The 14,780-nt window shown below is 34.9% G+C and carries 10 protein-coding genes; 2 read left to right on the top strand and 8 right to left on the bottom strand.

The genetic code is table 11. The features are described from left to right. Positions 1-50 precede the first annotated feature (50 nt). From ACN0WI_RS05070 to ACN0WI_RS05045, 6 genes are all read right to left on the bottom strand, one after another. Entirely contained in the window at positions 51-575 is a 525-nt protein-coding gene (locus tag ACN0WI_RS05070; RefSeq protein ID WP_417885557.1) for an RNA polymerase sigma factor, read from the bottom strand. A 643-nt stretch (positions 576-1,218) separates the two neighbouring features. Continuing rightward, positions 1,219-2,628, bottom strand: coding sequence for an alpha/beta hydrolase family protein (locus ACN0WI_RS05065; protein WP_417885556.1), 1,410 nt, complete (start codon positions 2,626-2,628; stop codon positions 1,219-1,221). Continuing rightward, entirely contained in the window at positions 2,628-4,637 is a 2,010-nt protein-coding gene (locus ACN0WI_RS05060) for a TlpA family protein disulfide reductase (protein ID WP_417885554.1), read from the bottom strand. Before ACN0WI_RS05060 ends, ACN0WI_RS05065 begins: the two co-directional genes overlap by 1 nt. 7 nt (positions 4,638-4,644) lie before the next feature. Next, the gene (locus tag ACN0WI_RS05055; protein WP_417885553.1) at positions 4,645-6,060 is read right to left on the bottom strand and encodes a RagB/SusD family nutrient uptake outer membrane protein; all 1,416 of its coding nucleotides are present in this window, start codon (positions 6,058-6,060) and stop codon (positions 4,645-4,647) included. A gap of 10 nt (positions 6,061-6,070) precedes the next feature. Next, complete coding sequence (locus ACN0WI_RS05050) at positions 6,071-9,634, bottom strand: SusC/RagA family TonB-linked outer membrane protein (RefSeq protein WP_417885552.1); 3,564 nt, start codon at positions 9,632-9,634, stop codon at positions 6,071-6,073. Between the two features lie 102 nt (positions 9,635-9,736). After that, on the bottom strand, positions 9,737-10,858 hold the full coding sequence (locus ACN0WI_RS05045) for a FecR family protein (protein WP_417885551.1): 1,122 nt from the start codon (positions 10,856-10,858) through the stop codon (positions 9,737-9,739). A gap of 100 nt (positions 10,859-10,958) precedes the next feature. On the opposite strand from ACN0WI_RS05045, the gene ACN0WI_RS05040 reads away from it, so the two are divergent. Together ACN0WI_RS05040 and ACN0WI_RS05035 are read left to right on the top strand one after the other, a co-directional pair. Beyond that, positions 10,959-11,531 carry an RNA polymerase sigma factor gene (locus tag ACN0WI_RS05040; protein WP_417885550.1) on the top strand — a complete coding sequence of 191 codons (573 nt, stop codon included), beginning with the start codon at positions 10,959-10,961 and terminating at the stop codon, positions 11,529-11,531. A gap of 147 nt (positions 11,532-11,678) precedes the next feature. Then, a complete protein-coding gene (locus ACN0WI_RS05035) occupies positions 11,679-13,469 on the top strand; it encodes an alpha-L-fucosidase (protein ID WP_417885549.1) in 1,791 nt (596 codons plus the stop codon). Between the two features lie 123 nt (positions 13,470-13,592). Here the strand turns inward: ACN0WI_RS05035 and ACN0WI_RS05030 are convergent, their stop codons facing one another. Then, positions 13,593-13,964, bottom strand: coding sequence for a DUF805 domain-containing protein (locus ACN0WI_RS05030; protein WP_417885548.1), 372 nt, complete (start codon positions 13,962-13,964; stop codon positions 13,593-13,595). Between the two features lie 233 nt (positions 13,965-14,197). Continuing rightward, positions 14,198-14,743 carry a cysteine hydrolase family protein gene (locus tag ACN0WI_RS05025; protein WP_417885547.1) on the bottom strand — a complete coding sequence of 182 codons (546 nt, stop codon included), beginning with the start codon at positions 14,741-14,743 and terminating at the stop codon, positions 14,198-14,200. Positions 14,744-14,780: the final 37 nt, after the last annotated feature.

Below are 14,780 nucleotides of genomic sequence, written 5' to 3'. Positions count from 1 at the left end.
AAATTATAAAGAGACTTCTATTCCTATAACAATCGAGAATCGAAAAGTTCCTAAGCTTTTTTTATTTTTTTTTGAATAAAGTTGTTGGCTAAGTAAATATGGTTGGCAATAGTTTTGGTAGAAAGCTGTGTTTGCTCAGCAATTTCGCGGTACGAATAATTTTCTAGTTTATGAAGGCGGAAAATTTTTTGTTGCTGTGTAGGTAGCTGATTAATGATGTTTAAAAACTCCTTTTGTCTTTCTATAAATAATGAAGAATCTTCAGGATTTTCCTCTATTTTTAATTGAGAAGTGTCTAGTGGAATTACCTTTTTTTCTCTTTGAATATGGTTTAAAATGATGTTTTTACAAATTACATATAATTGCTTCTCAAAAAGCACATCTTCTTTTAATTTATCGCTATTAGCATGAATTTTCAAAAAAGTTTCCTGTATAAAATCTTCCGGCGTTAGGAAATTGAATCGAAATTTTCGAGCTAGATGAAATAACTTATCATAATATAAAAAGTATATATCCTTATAAGCAGATTCTTTTCCACTTTTTAAATTTTTAATAAGTTTTTGGTTCGATTTCATTAATTCAGTAACTGAAAATCCATACTAAATAAACTTATTTTTTTTTGATTTAGTATAAACTAGAAGTTATTGACTTCAATAATTTTACTTAAAATTTTGATGATATTTTTTGAATTTTAGGTTTTTGATGTAAAACTTACAAAAATAATGGTTTTATTATGCTTTATAACTGAAAATAAAAAAAGGATTATCGGAATTAGTATTAAATTCAATTAGTTTATTATCTTTCAGATTGAAATACGGCATTTTGAATCTAAAAATATTGATACGTATAGATTGTTATCGGTACCTGAAAAATACTTTCAGTATAACAAATAGTCAAAGTTTACTCTATACTCTACAGTAAATCCTATAAGAGCTAGTATTAGTTTAAAAATGAATTTTTCTTATTAGTTTTAAGGAAAAGTAAAACTAATTACATCTGAGATTTAATAAAAAGCTGAATTTAATAGTAAAATAGAGGAGTTCTATAACTTTGGATGAGTTTGATACATTATCCTAAAAATTAATAATTGAACTTGCAACAAAAAATCTGCGACTTTCTGTTGCAAGTTCAAACCTAACAACCAATTTCTATATAAACAGGAATACTCTCATAGATTCTTTCTTTTAGAAATTGATTATAAGTAAGTACTAGGTTTTTTCAGTTATCGATTTCTTTGGATTTAAATTGCTTAAGAATCCAATTTTCAATGTCTTGTAAAACCTCGGGAGCAAATACCTCATCTAGCGTACTTATTTCTCTTGAAGTACAAGTTTTACAATGTTGATACATATGATTTAGACCTGGGTATATTTTAGTTGTCACCACTGGAGCATTTACAAGATTTTCCTTGAAAGAAGCTACATTTTCGTAAGCCGGTACAAAAATGTCAGTATCGCCATTAAGGATGAGAACCGGAACTTCTATTTTATAAAGATACTGTCTAGGATCATATAAAATCATTTCTTTATATGCCTTGGTTTTTGCACTTTTATAAAAGCGGTAGATCAACGTCTGGTCTCTACCGTCAGCTAATTGCAGGGCTTTAAGCGTCTCAGGGCTTTTATCTTTTATCCAGTTTTTTACACTGTTTTCCAATTCTGCTTTAAGGCTATACGGCTTCTGATTATGATAAACAATACTAAAAAGTTCTCGGTATAAAGCCATATGCAAGTTTACCAAACTATCAGGCATCTTGGACGTCTTTAAAATAGCAGTGTTTTGTAAATCAAGGATCTCTAGCCCTGAAACCCCCACGCCCGAGAGGCTTACCATAAACCGAACATCTTTGTCTACTGCAGTGAGCCTTGAAGCTACTACGCCACCTTCACTATGACCTATTAAACCCATAAAACGACTATCTATATCCTTACGGTTTTTCAAGTACTCCAGCGCTTCACGGGCATCATTCGTAAAGTCACTAATTGCTGAGGTTTTAAAATTTCCGGTAGTTTTTCCGATTCCTCGGTCATCCACTCTAAATGATGCAATCCCTTTACGTGCCAAAGCATCGGCCAATACTGTGAAAAACTGATGTCCACTGTAGGTATAATTTCGGTCTTGTTGGCCGGTACCATTAAGTAGTAATGCCAGTGGATATTTTTCTTTTCCATTTGGGATAACCAACGTTCCCCCATAATCAATGCCGGTTTTCTTGCCTTTAAATACAAGCTCTGTGCTTACATAGGGCAGGTCTCCTTTAGGATGCTGAGGATAACTGTGTGGTTGCAAATTACTTACCTGACGGAATTTAACCAGGTTAATTTCTTCATGATTGGTGAATAATGCAGTAAACGAGCTATCTAAATCAGATTTGATTATAAATTCTAAATTAAACTCTCTGTTTTTTAAAATCAGACTATCATACAAATAATTTTGCTGAAGCGGAATCCGTTTATAATAGTACTCTGGACTGCTTAAAAAGAAAGAATCTCTGTCATTCGCCATCTGACTTTTCTCAATGAGCAAACGCTTAGCGTGATAACGTCCCTGCCATTTCTTCTGTCCCAAAGAAACTCCTGTTCCTAAGCCAAAAAGTAAGAAAATTATATAGATTCTGACTAAATTCATTAGGATTTAGATTCAGTTTTTAAATATTCAATTATGGTTTTGATTTCGTCTGCCAGAGCACTGGGACTGCCCTCATACCCTGTAGAACGCCATCTTAAAAAACCATTTTGATCAATAATCAATTTTTGCGGAATTCCTGAAAACTGAAAAGCTTTTGCATACTTAGCATAAATTGCATCCGGTTTACCGGTTTCTGGATTAACTGCATCGTAAAGCACTTCAAAAGGATATCCTTTTTCTTTGATAAATGCAGCTGTTTTGCTCTTATAATCCTTTACATATTCCTGAGTATCCAGAAAGTAGAACTTTACGTCCGAGTCTTCAGTATAATGATTTACAGCCATTTTCATCCCAGGCATCGCCTTTTTGCAAGGTGCACACCAGGTAGCCCACATATCGATCACGACAATTTTACCAAGCTGATCTTTGAGATTAACCATGCCTCCATGCGAACTTTCCAAAGAAAAATCTTCGATTGGCTTTTTTATTAATTCGGTCAATAGTGTCTCTTTCTCTTTCTGATTTTCTTTTCCTTCTTTAAGTAATTCTACATACTCATCAAAATCAGCTTCTGGATGTCCTGCCTTTAGATATTGATTTTTCAAAACCTGAAGCATTGCAGGAGAAGTGTTATTTTGCCTTAGACAAAGGGTTATAAACTTGACTGCTTTATCCGTTTTATTTTGGCGTACAAGTCGTTGTGTATACAGTTCATTGTATTCAGTATTCTTATACTTCAGCAGCTCCTCAATTTTGTCTAAATAATAAGCCTCACGCTTATAATTATGCTGATTATTTAAAATTTTAGCATAGGTTAGATATTCCGAACTTGCTATTTTCAAGGCCATAGCCTTCCATTGATTTTTGGAAATTTTTCCATGATAAGCTTTAGGGATTTCATTTTCTCTAAGCTCCATTTCTGGAAAAATACGATTTGCAAATAATTGCAAACTATCTAAGGACATACTCTCGTTGTTGTACGGAATACTCACTAAATGCCAAGCATAATCTACTAGATTAGTGTATGAAGCATTTTTTAAATTATCAAAAACAAAACTGTAATCTTTATTATTTACTATATACGTGTAAGCAATGCTACGGTACAATTTATCATAGTAAAGTTCCTCCACAGTCGAGCTGATTTCTTTAAATTTTTCTTTTGGAAATTGCTTTAGAAATCTGTTGTAATCTTCTACGCGTTCCTTAAAATCAGCTTCACGAAATAATTTCTTTAATGCACGATCTCTAGCCAGAACACCATTTGGGTATTTGGAAAGCAAAACTTCCTGAATAGAATCTACATAATCCTCATTTCCCGTGATCAAATCTAGACTACGCTGTACGTCATATTGCTGACTAATATTAAGCGAAGGAAGACTTAAAATATAATTGAGCTCTTCTTTTATTCGCCCAGTCTGGTCTTCAGCTTTGGTACGCTTTAGCAAACGCAGACCTGGATAAAAAATATGTGATCTACTAGAAGGATTATCCCTCATCTCATTATTAAGCCACATTAAAGTCACCGAATCTTCAATAAAAGACAGGGAATCCAGCTGTTGTGGAAAATCTTCGTTTATGTGTGGATTACGGATAATCCCCCAGCCTGAATATGATCCAGGGGCTTTATTAATCATCCAAGTATATGTATTAGCACCACCACGGTCAATCATATCTTTTGCGTAGAAAACACAGTTTATAAGTGCAATTCCTGGTTCTAATTTTAGTTGACCCTGCCAAATATTTTTATCGGTACGCTCGAGATTTAAGTCTTTAACGTTCCATTGAAAATCAGCATAGGTATAAACGATAGCTGTAAGGCTATCAGCATCTTTAAGAGGTGTTTGCGAAGCATCGTAGCTCAAGGTAACCCGATCTCCACCTTTGGGATATCTGGGTTCTACATTAAAAATTTCGTCTTGATTTTGCCCCCAAAGCTTACCTGTAAAGGTGTTACTAAATAGGAGCAGGGTAAAAACTGGTATAATCTTTAATATACTAAATAATTTCATAGGTGTGTTATGGGTTTTGTTGCAGATTAGGTGCATATTGAAATAAACCGGAAGCAAAAGGAAATTGGTAACGGTCCCCTCCGGGTTCAAGTGTATAAACCTCATCTATATAACTATGGGAAATGGTTTTAGCAAAACGCGGATCTTTATTGAGTCGCTTAAGGTCAAACCATCGAAAACCTCCTTTTCCCATAAGTTCCTTACGTCGTTCCTCAAGTACTTTAATCAACGCTTCATCTGCATTTGCAGCAGTAAGAGGTTTGTAATCTTCTGCCTTAAATCGTGCTTGACGAAGTATATTGATACTAGCTATAGCTGCGTCAGCATCGCCGGAACGTGCCTCTGCTTCTGCTTTAATTAGTAACATTTCCGGAACGGTTGGTCCTGCATTACGTTTCTCTCCAGTAAGAAGCCCTTCGCAATAAGCCCTTCCTCTAGTAACCTGATCATTAGTCATTTCACTTATAGGTCTTGTATATAACTGATAGCGTAAATCTTCTTCTTCAAAACTGTTTAGCAATTCATCATTTAAAGTAAGTAAGGTGGGGGCATCTTTATAGTAACTGATGCTCATTTTAGATAAAATCAATTCCGGGTTTTCAATACGTCTTGGCCAGCCAGAATCTGGGGTATCTATATAGTCCTCCATGTTTAGCAAACTGCTTTGTAAACTCAAAGCACTTTCAGCCTCAGCCTGAGCTTCGGCATAACGCCCCATATACAAATACGTACGGGCAAGTAACGCGTGTGCACTGGCTAACGATGGGAATCCTACCTCAATCCCGGTACGTTTGGGTGAAAGCCCACCATCAATAGCTTGTTGCAGATCACTAACAATCTGATCGTAAACTTCTTTAACACTGGCACGGGTTATATCTTCGGTTACCGTAGGCTCAGTAAACATGGGGATTCCCAAATCTGTTTCAGAGGTTTCGGCATCATAGGCTTTTCCAAAAATGTTTACCAAATCCAGAAAGATATATGCCCTATGCACCAAAGCTTCAGCCTGTAGGGAGGCCTTTTCTGCTTCGGTGCCGTTATTGCTGGTCAGCACTTCTGAAATTACTACATTGGCGGTATAAAGCCCTTGGTACATTAAGCCAAGATCATTATCCGTATCGCCCATATAATAAACGGAATCTGCCCATTTATAGGTTTCTTTAAAAGGACGGTAATAATCTGAAGTCCCATAATTATTCTCAAAAAAGGTCGCATAGTTTACGCTCATCTCAATATCATCAGAGGCTACATCTACTAAACTGTAAGAGACATCAAAAATTGAAGTCTGATTTAAAAGATATCGGTAATTCTCAGTCTCTTCAGGATAGAGACGGCCTTCGGTCTTGATGTCTACGTAATCATCACAGCTTACAAAAGCTACATTTATTAAGATAAAAAGGATATATAAAGAATATTTTTTCATAATCATCGAATTAAAAATTAAGGTTTACACCTACTGAATACATTGCTGTGGGTGGTATACGTATAAGGTTACCATTGGTATACGGCAAGAAATCCGGATCTATATCATCATCATTTGCTCTCCAGATTAAGCCTAAATTACGAGCACTAAGAGATAAAGAAGCATTCCGTAAAAAGGTGTTGGCAACTAAATCAGAAAAATCATAACTCAATGAAATTTCACGCAAGCGTATATAATCTCCATCGATAATTCGATCAGTGCTATACAGATACCGACCTAAACTATATCCACCAAGCCCCTGAGCTCCGGGAACATTGGTACTTGCTTCATCCCCAGGTACTCTCCATCGATCTGCAATATCGCTGTTCAAATCGTATTTCTCAAAAGATCCGTATCGTGAGACGTAATTTCCAAAACTGGGTTTAAATAACACATAATCCAGTTTATAGGTCGCCAAAGCATAAAGTGACAATTTCTTATAGGTGAATGTCGTGGCAAAGCTTCCGTAATATTTAGGCGTGCTTGTGCCCATATATTGCATGTCCTCGATTTCGGTTAAAGGGGTGAAGGCATCAACGATTTCTCCATTACGGTCGTATACAATGGTAGAGCCGTTCTCATCCAGGCCTGCAGACCTAAAAGCAAAAACACTGTTAAGCGGGTAGTCCACAATTGGTGGTGCACTTGCGGTACCATTTAGGAAAGTGGAATAATTCTCGTAACGCGAATCTGTGACCTCATTTTTATTATACGATAAAATAAAGGTTGAATTGATACTAAAATCGGGAGTTCTTAACCACTCGCCGTTTAGGTTAATATCTACCCCTTCTCCGCGTAAGGTTGCTGTATTCCGGGTTAGGGTATTATTATTAGGTAGTCCATAAAATTCAGAGACCGGAAAGTCCTGAATCAGATCATCACTATTTTTTACATAGTATTCTACACTTCCGCCCAGCCTCTTATCAAACAGATTAAAATCGAGGCCAAAGTTCAGCACGCCTGTTTTTTCCCAACGTAAGGCAGGGTTTGCAGGGGCTGCAATGAACGCATAGGGAAGTCTGGATAAATTATAGTCTGTACCGCCAATAGAGATGTTTGTAAAAGGAAAAGTAGTAAGGCTGATGTTTCCGTTAAAACCATAGGTAGCTCTAAAACTCAGGTTATTAATTATCTCCACATCTTTTAAGAAGTCTTCGCGGTTCATATTCCATTTTAAACCCGTGGACCATAAAGGCGTACGTCTATAACTTTTGTCTACACCAAAATTGTTGTAATCATCTAGGCGAACACTACCTGATAACACATATTTGGTATCAAAGGTATATGCAGCGTTTGCATAATAGGATAAAAAACGACGTCTTTGATCGGTTGCTGTTTGATTATAGCTAATGTTCTTATTATACCCGTAAACACTGGTGTAAGTGGTAGATGGCAAATCTGTAGACCGCTGAGTACGTTCATTATAACCAAAAAGATCTCCTCCTGATACTTGGGTACGTACTTGGCGTAGCTCCATACCTGCGATTGCATCTATCGTATGCTTCCCAAATGTGTTGTTATAATTAAGTTGGCCACGCATGGTTTGACTACTTTCAGTATAGTTATTTTTCTTATAAATAGCTCCCAAAGGAATGCCTCTTGTTAGCTGCTGTGTTGTAGGATTAAGGTAGGTAGCCTGATTAATTTGGTCTCGGGTGTAATAGGTATTTTCACCATAAATTTGATCTTGCTTTGTATTGGAACGCTCAATAAAATAAGTCCCCATGGCCGATAAACCATCAAAAAGAGGTAGGGTTACACTAATATTAGCAGAATAATTTTGTTCTTTAATACCATTATTAGCATTGGCTAATTCATCCATGTAATTGTAGGTCCAAGGCAAATAACCGGCCTGCTCAAAATTTTGTATATCTGCACTGTAAAAAGCCCGGTAATAATCTACCGAATTACCTGCTCCATCTACTATTTGATCATAAGGTAAAAAAGTAGTTGGCGATGCTTGTAAAGGACTTATACCTAAGCCATTTTTATTAAAGTCGAAAAATGATCCTTTAAGACTGGTTGACACTTTAGCAAAATCGAATAACTCAAAGTTCTGATTAGCCGTTAACGTAAGGCGTTTACCATCTACCCCTTTACTTTGTGTTTCTTCTTTAGCATAAGAAGCCGAAGTGAAAAAAGAATACTTATCCTGTCCCCCGCTTACTGAAAGATTATAATTTGTTGAAGAAGCAGCTTGAAGCATGTAATCTTCAATTTGGCTGTAGTTGTTGCGACCGCGTAATACTGAGAGTTTATCTGCAAGATCGGCATCGCTTAATGTACCACGCTTGTTTTGCAATAAAAATTCTACCCCAGCACTTACCGGCACTGAACTGTATAAACCTCCTGCAGTCAGCGGGTCAATAATAATATTTTTTTCAACAAACTCTTGCTCAAGATCAAGTATCTCACTGGAGTTCATAAGAGGTAGACTAGAGAGCGAAGGTTTACTGGAAAAGGTATAGTTTTGAGAAAAGTTGATACGGGTTGCTCCTTTTTTTCCTTTTTTAGTATCGATGACAATTACCCCGTTAGCAGCTCTCGCACCATAAATAGAAGCCGAAGCTGCATCTTTTAAAAAAGTGATTTTCTCGATATCATTAGAATTCAGGTTTTTGATATCTAGTTCTGAAGGAACCCCGTCAATAACTAAAAGCGGTTTATCATTGGCCTTATACGTTGACTGCCCACGAATTCTATATTTGTAACTAGTATTTCCTTCCGTTTCACCAAATTGGTTACCGTATACAAACGTATTATCAGACGCAAGAAGGTCTATCTGTAAACCCGCAACCCTTCCTTCTAACTGATTCATCACATTATTTGAATTAATTTTTTTCAAATTTTCAGATTTAATTACCGAAAAGGAACCAGTAGCTCGTTCTTTTTTAATATTTTGATAACCAGTAGATAGAACCTTTACCTCTCCAAGACTATTTATATCTTCTTGCATCATTATATCTAAGGTCTTATCTCCTTCTACTAGCTTCTCTATCTTTTTGAAACCTAGAAAACTAAATACTAAGGTATCTCCTTTAGTAGCCTGTATACGGTAGTTTCCCTTTTCATTAGTTACCGTCCCAGTACGTGTACCTTTGCGCCATACGGTGACCCCCATCAGTGGGTAACCATTTTGATCACTAACGTTTCCGTAAATCTCTTGTTGATCTAAAGTCCATGTGTTATTCGATGGTTGATCATTTTTATTAAGAGTAGTTTTGGATTTAAGAATTACCTGTTTCTTTTTGATTACGTAATCTATCGGTAAATTAGTAAAAAGCTGTTTTAATACATCTTTAATAGATGTGCTGTTTGTTTTTATGGTTACCTTCCAGGCGTCTTGAAGTAAATCTTCACGGTAGAAGAATTTATAATCGCTTTGCTTTTTGATTTGATCGATCACTGTAGCGATTTTAGCATCTTCCAGATTAATATTGAATTTTTGGGCGCTACCCTTTATTGCAAACATCTGTAGGGCACAAAACAAGGTTAAAATGACTGAAACCTTCATCTTTAAATGTTTAATTTTCATAATTTTGTAAACTATTAATTGTTGTAGTAAATAATTAATTGTGAGTTAGAGAGGATGTTGGTGCATCCTCTTTTTGTGAGTTAAAATTTAATTCATAAGCTGTTAATTAATGGTTATTATGTTGTTTTTGTAAGAGTATTCAAAAAAATCTATTGTTGTAAAAGCATCTAGTACATCTTTAACACTTTCTGTATTCAAGTCAAAATCTCCATTAAAGTGAATCTTTTTAAGTGCGGGGTTGTTATTGATGATTTTTACGCCATAACTACGCTCTATTTTTTCAATAATTGACTCAAAGGGTTCATCAATAAATAACAAGCGATTTTCTACCCAGGCTGTATTGTTCGCTACCTTTACTTTAGCTACTGTTATGGATTGTTTTGCTTTACTCCAGGTTCCGGCTTCTCCCGGTACCAGTGTAGTTTGTTGTTTCCCTTGTTTTAGTTTCACAGATCCTTCAGCAAGAGTTGTTGTAATCTTTTTTGACCCCTTATAAGCATTTACATTAAAGCGTGTACCCAATACTTCAACCTGTAGTTTTTCAGTATTTACAAGAAAAGGATGTTCGGTATCTTTTGAGATATCAAAAAAACCTTCTCCGGTAAGATAAACTTCCCTATTTCCGGTATTAGGAAAATTTTCTGGAAAACGCAACGTGCTTTCTGAATTCAGATAAACCCGGCTACCATCTGCCAGTAAAAGACTAAGATGCTTTCCAGGAGGTACTTTTATAGTATTATAGGTAGTAGACGTTCTGCTTGAAGTAGTAAAATCTAGCTCACCTTGCTTCTGAACTCCAAGGGTATTCCCAGATTTATCGGTTAAGGTACCTTGTTTATTCTCATTAAGATTAATGGTTTCTCCATTATCATAGGTAAAGGTGATCTGGCCTGGATTGTATACTTCCTCAACTTGATTATTTAAATAGAAATATCCTAAACCCGTCACAAAAAAACTTAGTATTAAAATAGCGGCATATTTAAGTCGCTTGGCTGGTATAATTCTTCGAGAGGAAGGTTTTCGCTGCTGGAAAATATCTTCAAGTTCTGGAAGTTTTTCATCTCTACGGCTGTAAACAGTTAACAGATAATCCTGTTCAATCGCACTTTTGAAATAATATGTATTTCGTTTACTGCTTTTTACCCACTTTTCAAGCTGTATCAATTCCTCATCACTTATGCAATGATTCTGAAATTTTAATATTAAATTATCAACGTTTTCCATTGTTTTCAATCATAAATCACCCTAGTGACGAAAAAAAAGTTTATATCCCTTAAAAAAAATTAATTTTTTTTTAACCTTTACTTCATAATGTGTGATTCCTATGAACAACAAGGCCCTAAACGAATTGCTTAAAAAAGGTGATGAGCACTCGTTTACCCTCATTTATGACGTATTATACCAGCCCTTAATAGCTTATTTAATGCAGTATGTAGATAAAGCAGCTGATGCTGAAGATATTGCACAGAGTACATTTATTAAACTTTGGGAGAAAAAAGATACGCTAAACTTAAATATATCGGTTAAAAGCTATACTTACAGTACTGCTTATAACTTATTTATAGATAATTATCGAAAAAATAAGAAACAGCAAACCTATCTAGATCAACTTAAAAGTGAAACCCTGATAAATCTTGTAGAAGAATCAGACGATTTGCTTGAGCATAAACTTAAACTTATTGATAAAGCTGTTGAGAGTTTACCAGAGCGATGTAGACTTATTTTGATAATGCACAAAAAACAAGGTTATTCACATAAAGAAATAGCTAAAAAACTGCAAATTTCAACTAAAACAGTTGAGGCTCAATTGCGTATTGCGTATACACGACTCCGGAAAGATTTTAAAGATAGGCCTGATATTTATCTTACATTAATTTCAGTAAAGAAATGGATTTAGATATCTATAAAATTATTATCATTTTTTAGTCTTTCTTGTTTTAAGTCAGGAATTTATAAGTAATTTTAGTAATTTTTATAAGATTTTATATCTCAAAGCTCTTTTATTAAAATAAAACTAAAAAATTTTTTACTAAATCTGTAAATAATGTTTATATCCAAACTAAAATTTTTCACTTTATCAATTCTTACCATACCTGCTTTATTGCTAGGATGTAAAAATTATACGGCTATTTCAGAAGAACATTTAGCAGAAGAAATGGTTTATGAATTACCTCCTATACCTGATACTCATACACTTCCAGAAAATTCGGTTTCTTTGGGGAGTTCAGATACTTTTGGGCAAGTAGCGATTGATATACCTATTACCGCTGGCCCGTATAAACCTACATGGGCTTCTATTGAACAAAATTATCCGGGTACACCTGATTGGTTACGAGAGGCAAAACTAGGTTTATGGGTGCATTTTGGGCCACAATCTTCAGGTAATAGTGGTGATTGGTATGCAAGAAGACTATACACCCCAGGAACAAGAGCGTATAAAAATCATTTAGAAAATTTTGGACATCCTTCTAAAATAGGGTATAAAGAAGTTTTGCGGGAATGGAACCCAGAACAACTGAATCCCGAAAAACTTGTAAATATTTATAAAAATGCAGGATTTCAATTTTTGATTATTCAAGGGGTCCATCATGATCAATTTGATCTTTGGGATTCTAAGTATCAACCATGGAATGCTAAAAATTTGGGCCCGAAGCGCGATTTATTAAAAGAATGGGCGAATGCGGCTCGTAAAACAAATATACGTTTTGGGATTACTTTTCATCATGAATACTCTTGGTGGTGGTGGCAAACTGCATTTCAGGCTGATGAAGAAGGTCCACTTGCCGGCGTACCTTACGATGGAAATCTAAGTCTTGAGGATGGGAAAGGTACTTGGTGGGAAGGTTATGATCCCAGATTGCTTTATGGTGTAAATCTCAGGGAATATCAAGGCGTGGGTACTGCTGCTAATTCTGCCTGGAGTCCACCACCTGCCGGAATTTTTAAAAATCATCTTAAATTTGCTAATTGGTACAGTAAATGGTGGGCAGCTCGTATGATGGATGCTGTAGATAAATACCAACCTGATTTTATATATACAGATGGAACTGATCAACAACCTTTTAGTGGTCATGGTACAGGTACGGGATATAAATCAAACGCTATGCAAAATGTTATTGCGGATTATTACAATAAGACGCTTAAACGAAGAGGAAAAGTTGATGTTTTCAGCATAGTGAAATTTAGAAAAAAGACTAACGGTACTGTAAATACCGAAGAGGGCAGTATACCAAAACATGTCAAAACAGATCAGGCTTGGATTGCTGAAACACCAGTAGGAGATTGGTTTTATGCTCCTGGCTTTACCTATAGTTCTGAAGCTGTTATCCGATATTTACTGGAAGAAGTTGCACGTGATGGTAATGTTGGTATTTGTGTATCTCTTCTCCCTGATGGTTCCTTAGATAACGGTAGCAAGCAAATGCTTAAAGAAATGGGAGAGTGGATGAAAATAAATGGAGAAGGAATCTATGGCAGCTATGCCTGGGAAATCATTGGAGAAGGAGAAAATGATAAACTTAATGTATTGCCTGGCGGTAAAATAGGAGCTAGACAAGCAAACCATAAGTTTAGCACCGCTGACATTAGGTTTACCAAAGGCAAAGATGGTAAATTATATGTATGGGTAATGACTGTTCCTAAAGTAGGAGAAATTTTGAAAATCAAATCCTTAGGGCTTAAGGATAGTTTTCTATCTAATAAAATAAAAAAAGTCAGGTTATTAGGATATAACAATAAACTTGACTGGAAACAGGAAGATCAAGATCTTATTATTAATTGTCCTGCTGAAATGCCTTTTAATATAGCTGTAGGCTTTCAAATTGAGACCGAATGATTATTATATTTTCCATTTTTTAGAGCTCATCACTTTTTCAATTATGATAATTAAATTTATAAAATTACCCTTTCAAAAAGCTCTGAAAGGGTAATTATGGATAAAAACAACAGTAATATAGCTTTATAAAACTTCAAGCTTTGGATTTGCTCCATATTCATTTTCTTCTGGTTCACTTTCTGTTATTAATAAATAAAGTAACCAAAAACTTCCAATAACTGGTATAAAACTAACAAGCATAGTCCATCCACTTTTACCAATATCATGTAAGCGTCTAATTGTTAAAGCGATAGATGGTAATATAGTGGCGAAAAGATAGAGTACATATAATAATATAAATACCTCACTGTTTAATAATTTCGCTAAAATAGCTGAAATTATCATTAGGAGAATGCCAAACAAGCTATTGAATAGGTTAAACATAAAGAATTCCTTTCTTCGGGATCTTCCTTGGAAATCGGTGTACTGTTTTAGTCCTTTTAAAAACCACTTCATAATAATTGCGTTTTAGAGTATATATTTTTCTTCTTAAAAGAAATTGATTTGATGCAAATATATATGCAATAATAAACACAAAAACTACGGAAAATAGGTAAAAAATATACCCTGAAAACAGGGTGTCTTAAAAATAGTCAACTAATCTAATAGGATAAATTAAGTAGCGATAACCCAATATTCGTAAAATATTTAAATTTTAAGGTTTAATCCGGATATAAATTCAATAAAAATTATTTAGAAAGAAACTCGTTTGTAGAAATCACATTCGCATAAAACATTTTTAATGCTCCTAGAAAGGCATGATGAACATCTTCTGCTTTAACGAGGCTTTCATTAAAACTGACATCTCTAGTTGCGCAGGCATCGTTTATTACGGTACATTTAAAACCAAAATCTTTTGCAGCTCTGGTAGTTGCATCAATACAAACATGTGTCATCATTCCGGTAATTACAAGTTCTGTGATATTTAATGATTGTAAATACTCTAGTAGTTCAGTTTCTAAAAATGAATTAGGATAATTCTTTACAATAATCTTTTCATCCGGTAGTGGTTTTACATTTTTATGTATTTCTTGTCCTTTGGTATTTGGTAAGAAAAAGCTTGCTTCTGCAGATTTTGATAGGTGCTGAATGTGAACAATTGGCATTGATGCTTCTCTAAATTTTTCTACTATTTTTTTAGCATGTAAGCTTGCAGGAATGGGATTTTTAAGTTCCATGGCTCCGTTTTTAAAATAGTCATTTTGGATGTCTATAATTAATAATGCTTTGCTCATAGTTTTTATTTTGGATAGTGTAAATCCAGCATGTTTT

Origin of the sequence: Zunongwangia sp. (assembly GCF_048269745.1) — a bacterium.
Lineage (GTDB): Bacteria > Bacteroidota > Bacteroidia > Flavobacteriales > Flavobacteriaceae > Zunongwangia.
This window is presented reverse-complemented; position numbering and strand designations above follow the sequence as displayed.

Bases quoted from the DNA above. Each gene is read 5' to 3' on its own strand.
- ACN0WI_RS05040 (WP_417885550.1), top strand. From the start codon at position 10,959: ATGAACAACAAGGCCCTAAACGAATTGCTTAAAAAAGGTGATGAGCAC.
- ACN0WI_RS05035 (WP_417885549.1), top strand. From the start codon at position 11,679: ATGTTTATATCCAAACTAAAATTTTTCACTTTATCAATTCTTACCATA.
- ACN0WI_RS05030 (WP_417885548.1), bottom strand. From the start codon at position 13,964: ATGAAGTGGTTTTTAAAAGGACTAAAACAGTACACCGATTTCCAAGGA.
- ACN0WI_RS05055 (WP_417885553.1), bottom strand. From the start codon at position 6,060: ATGAAAAAATATTCTTTATATATCCTTTTTATCTTAATAAATGTAGCT.
- ACN0WI_RS05025 (WP_417885547.1), bottom strand. From the start codon at position 14,743: ATGAGCAAAGCATTATTAATTATAGACATCCAAAATGACTATTTTAAA.
- ACN0WI_RS05050 (WP_417885552.1), bottom strand. From the start codon at position 9,634: ATGAAAATTAAACATTTAAAGATGAAGGTTTCAGTCATTTTAACCTTG.
- ACN0WI_RS05060 (WP_417885554.1), bottom strand. From the start codon at position 4,637: ATGAAATTATTTAGTATATTAAAGATTATACCAGTTTTTACCCTGCTC.
- ACN0WI_RS05070 (WP_417885557.1), bottom strand. From the start codon at position 575: ATGAAATCGAACCAAAAACTTATTAAAAATTTAAAAAGTGGAAAAGAA.
- ACN0WI_RS05045 (WP_417885551.1), bottom strand. From the start codon at position 10,858: ATGGAAAACGTTGATAATTTAATATTAAAATTTCAGAATCATTGCATA.
- ACN0WI_RS05065 (WP_417885556.1), bottom strand. From the start codon at position 2,628: ATGAATTTAGTCAGAATCTATATAATTTTCTTACTTTTTGGCTTAGGA.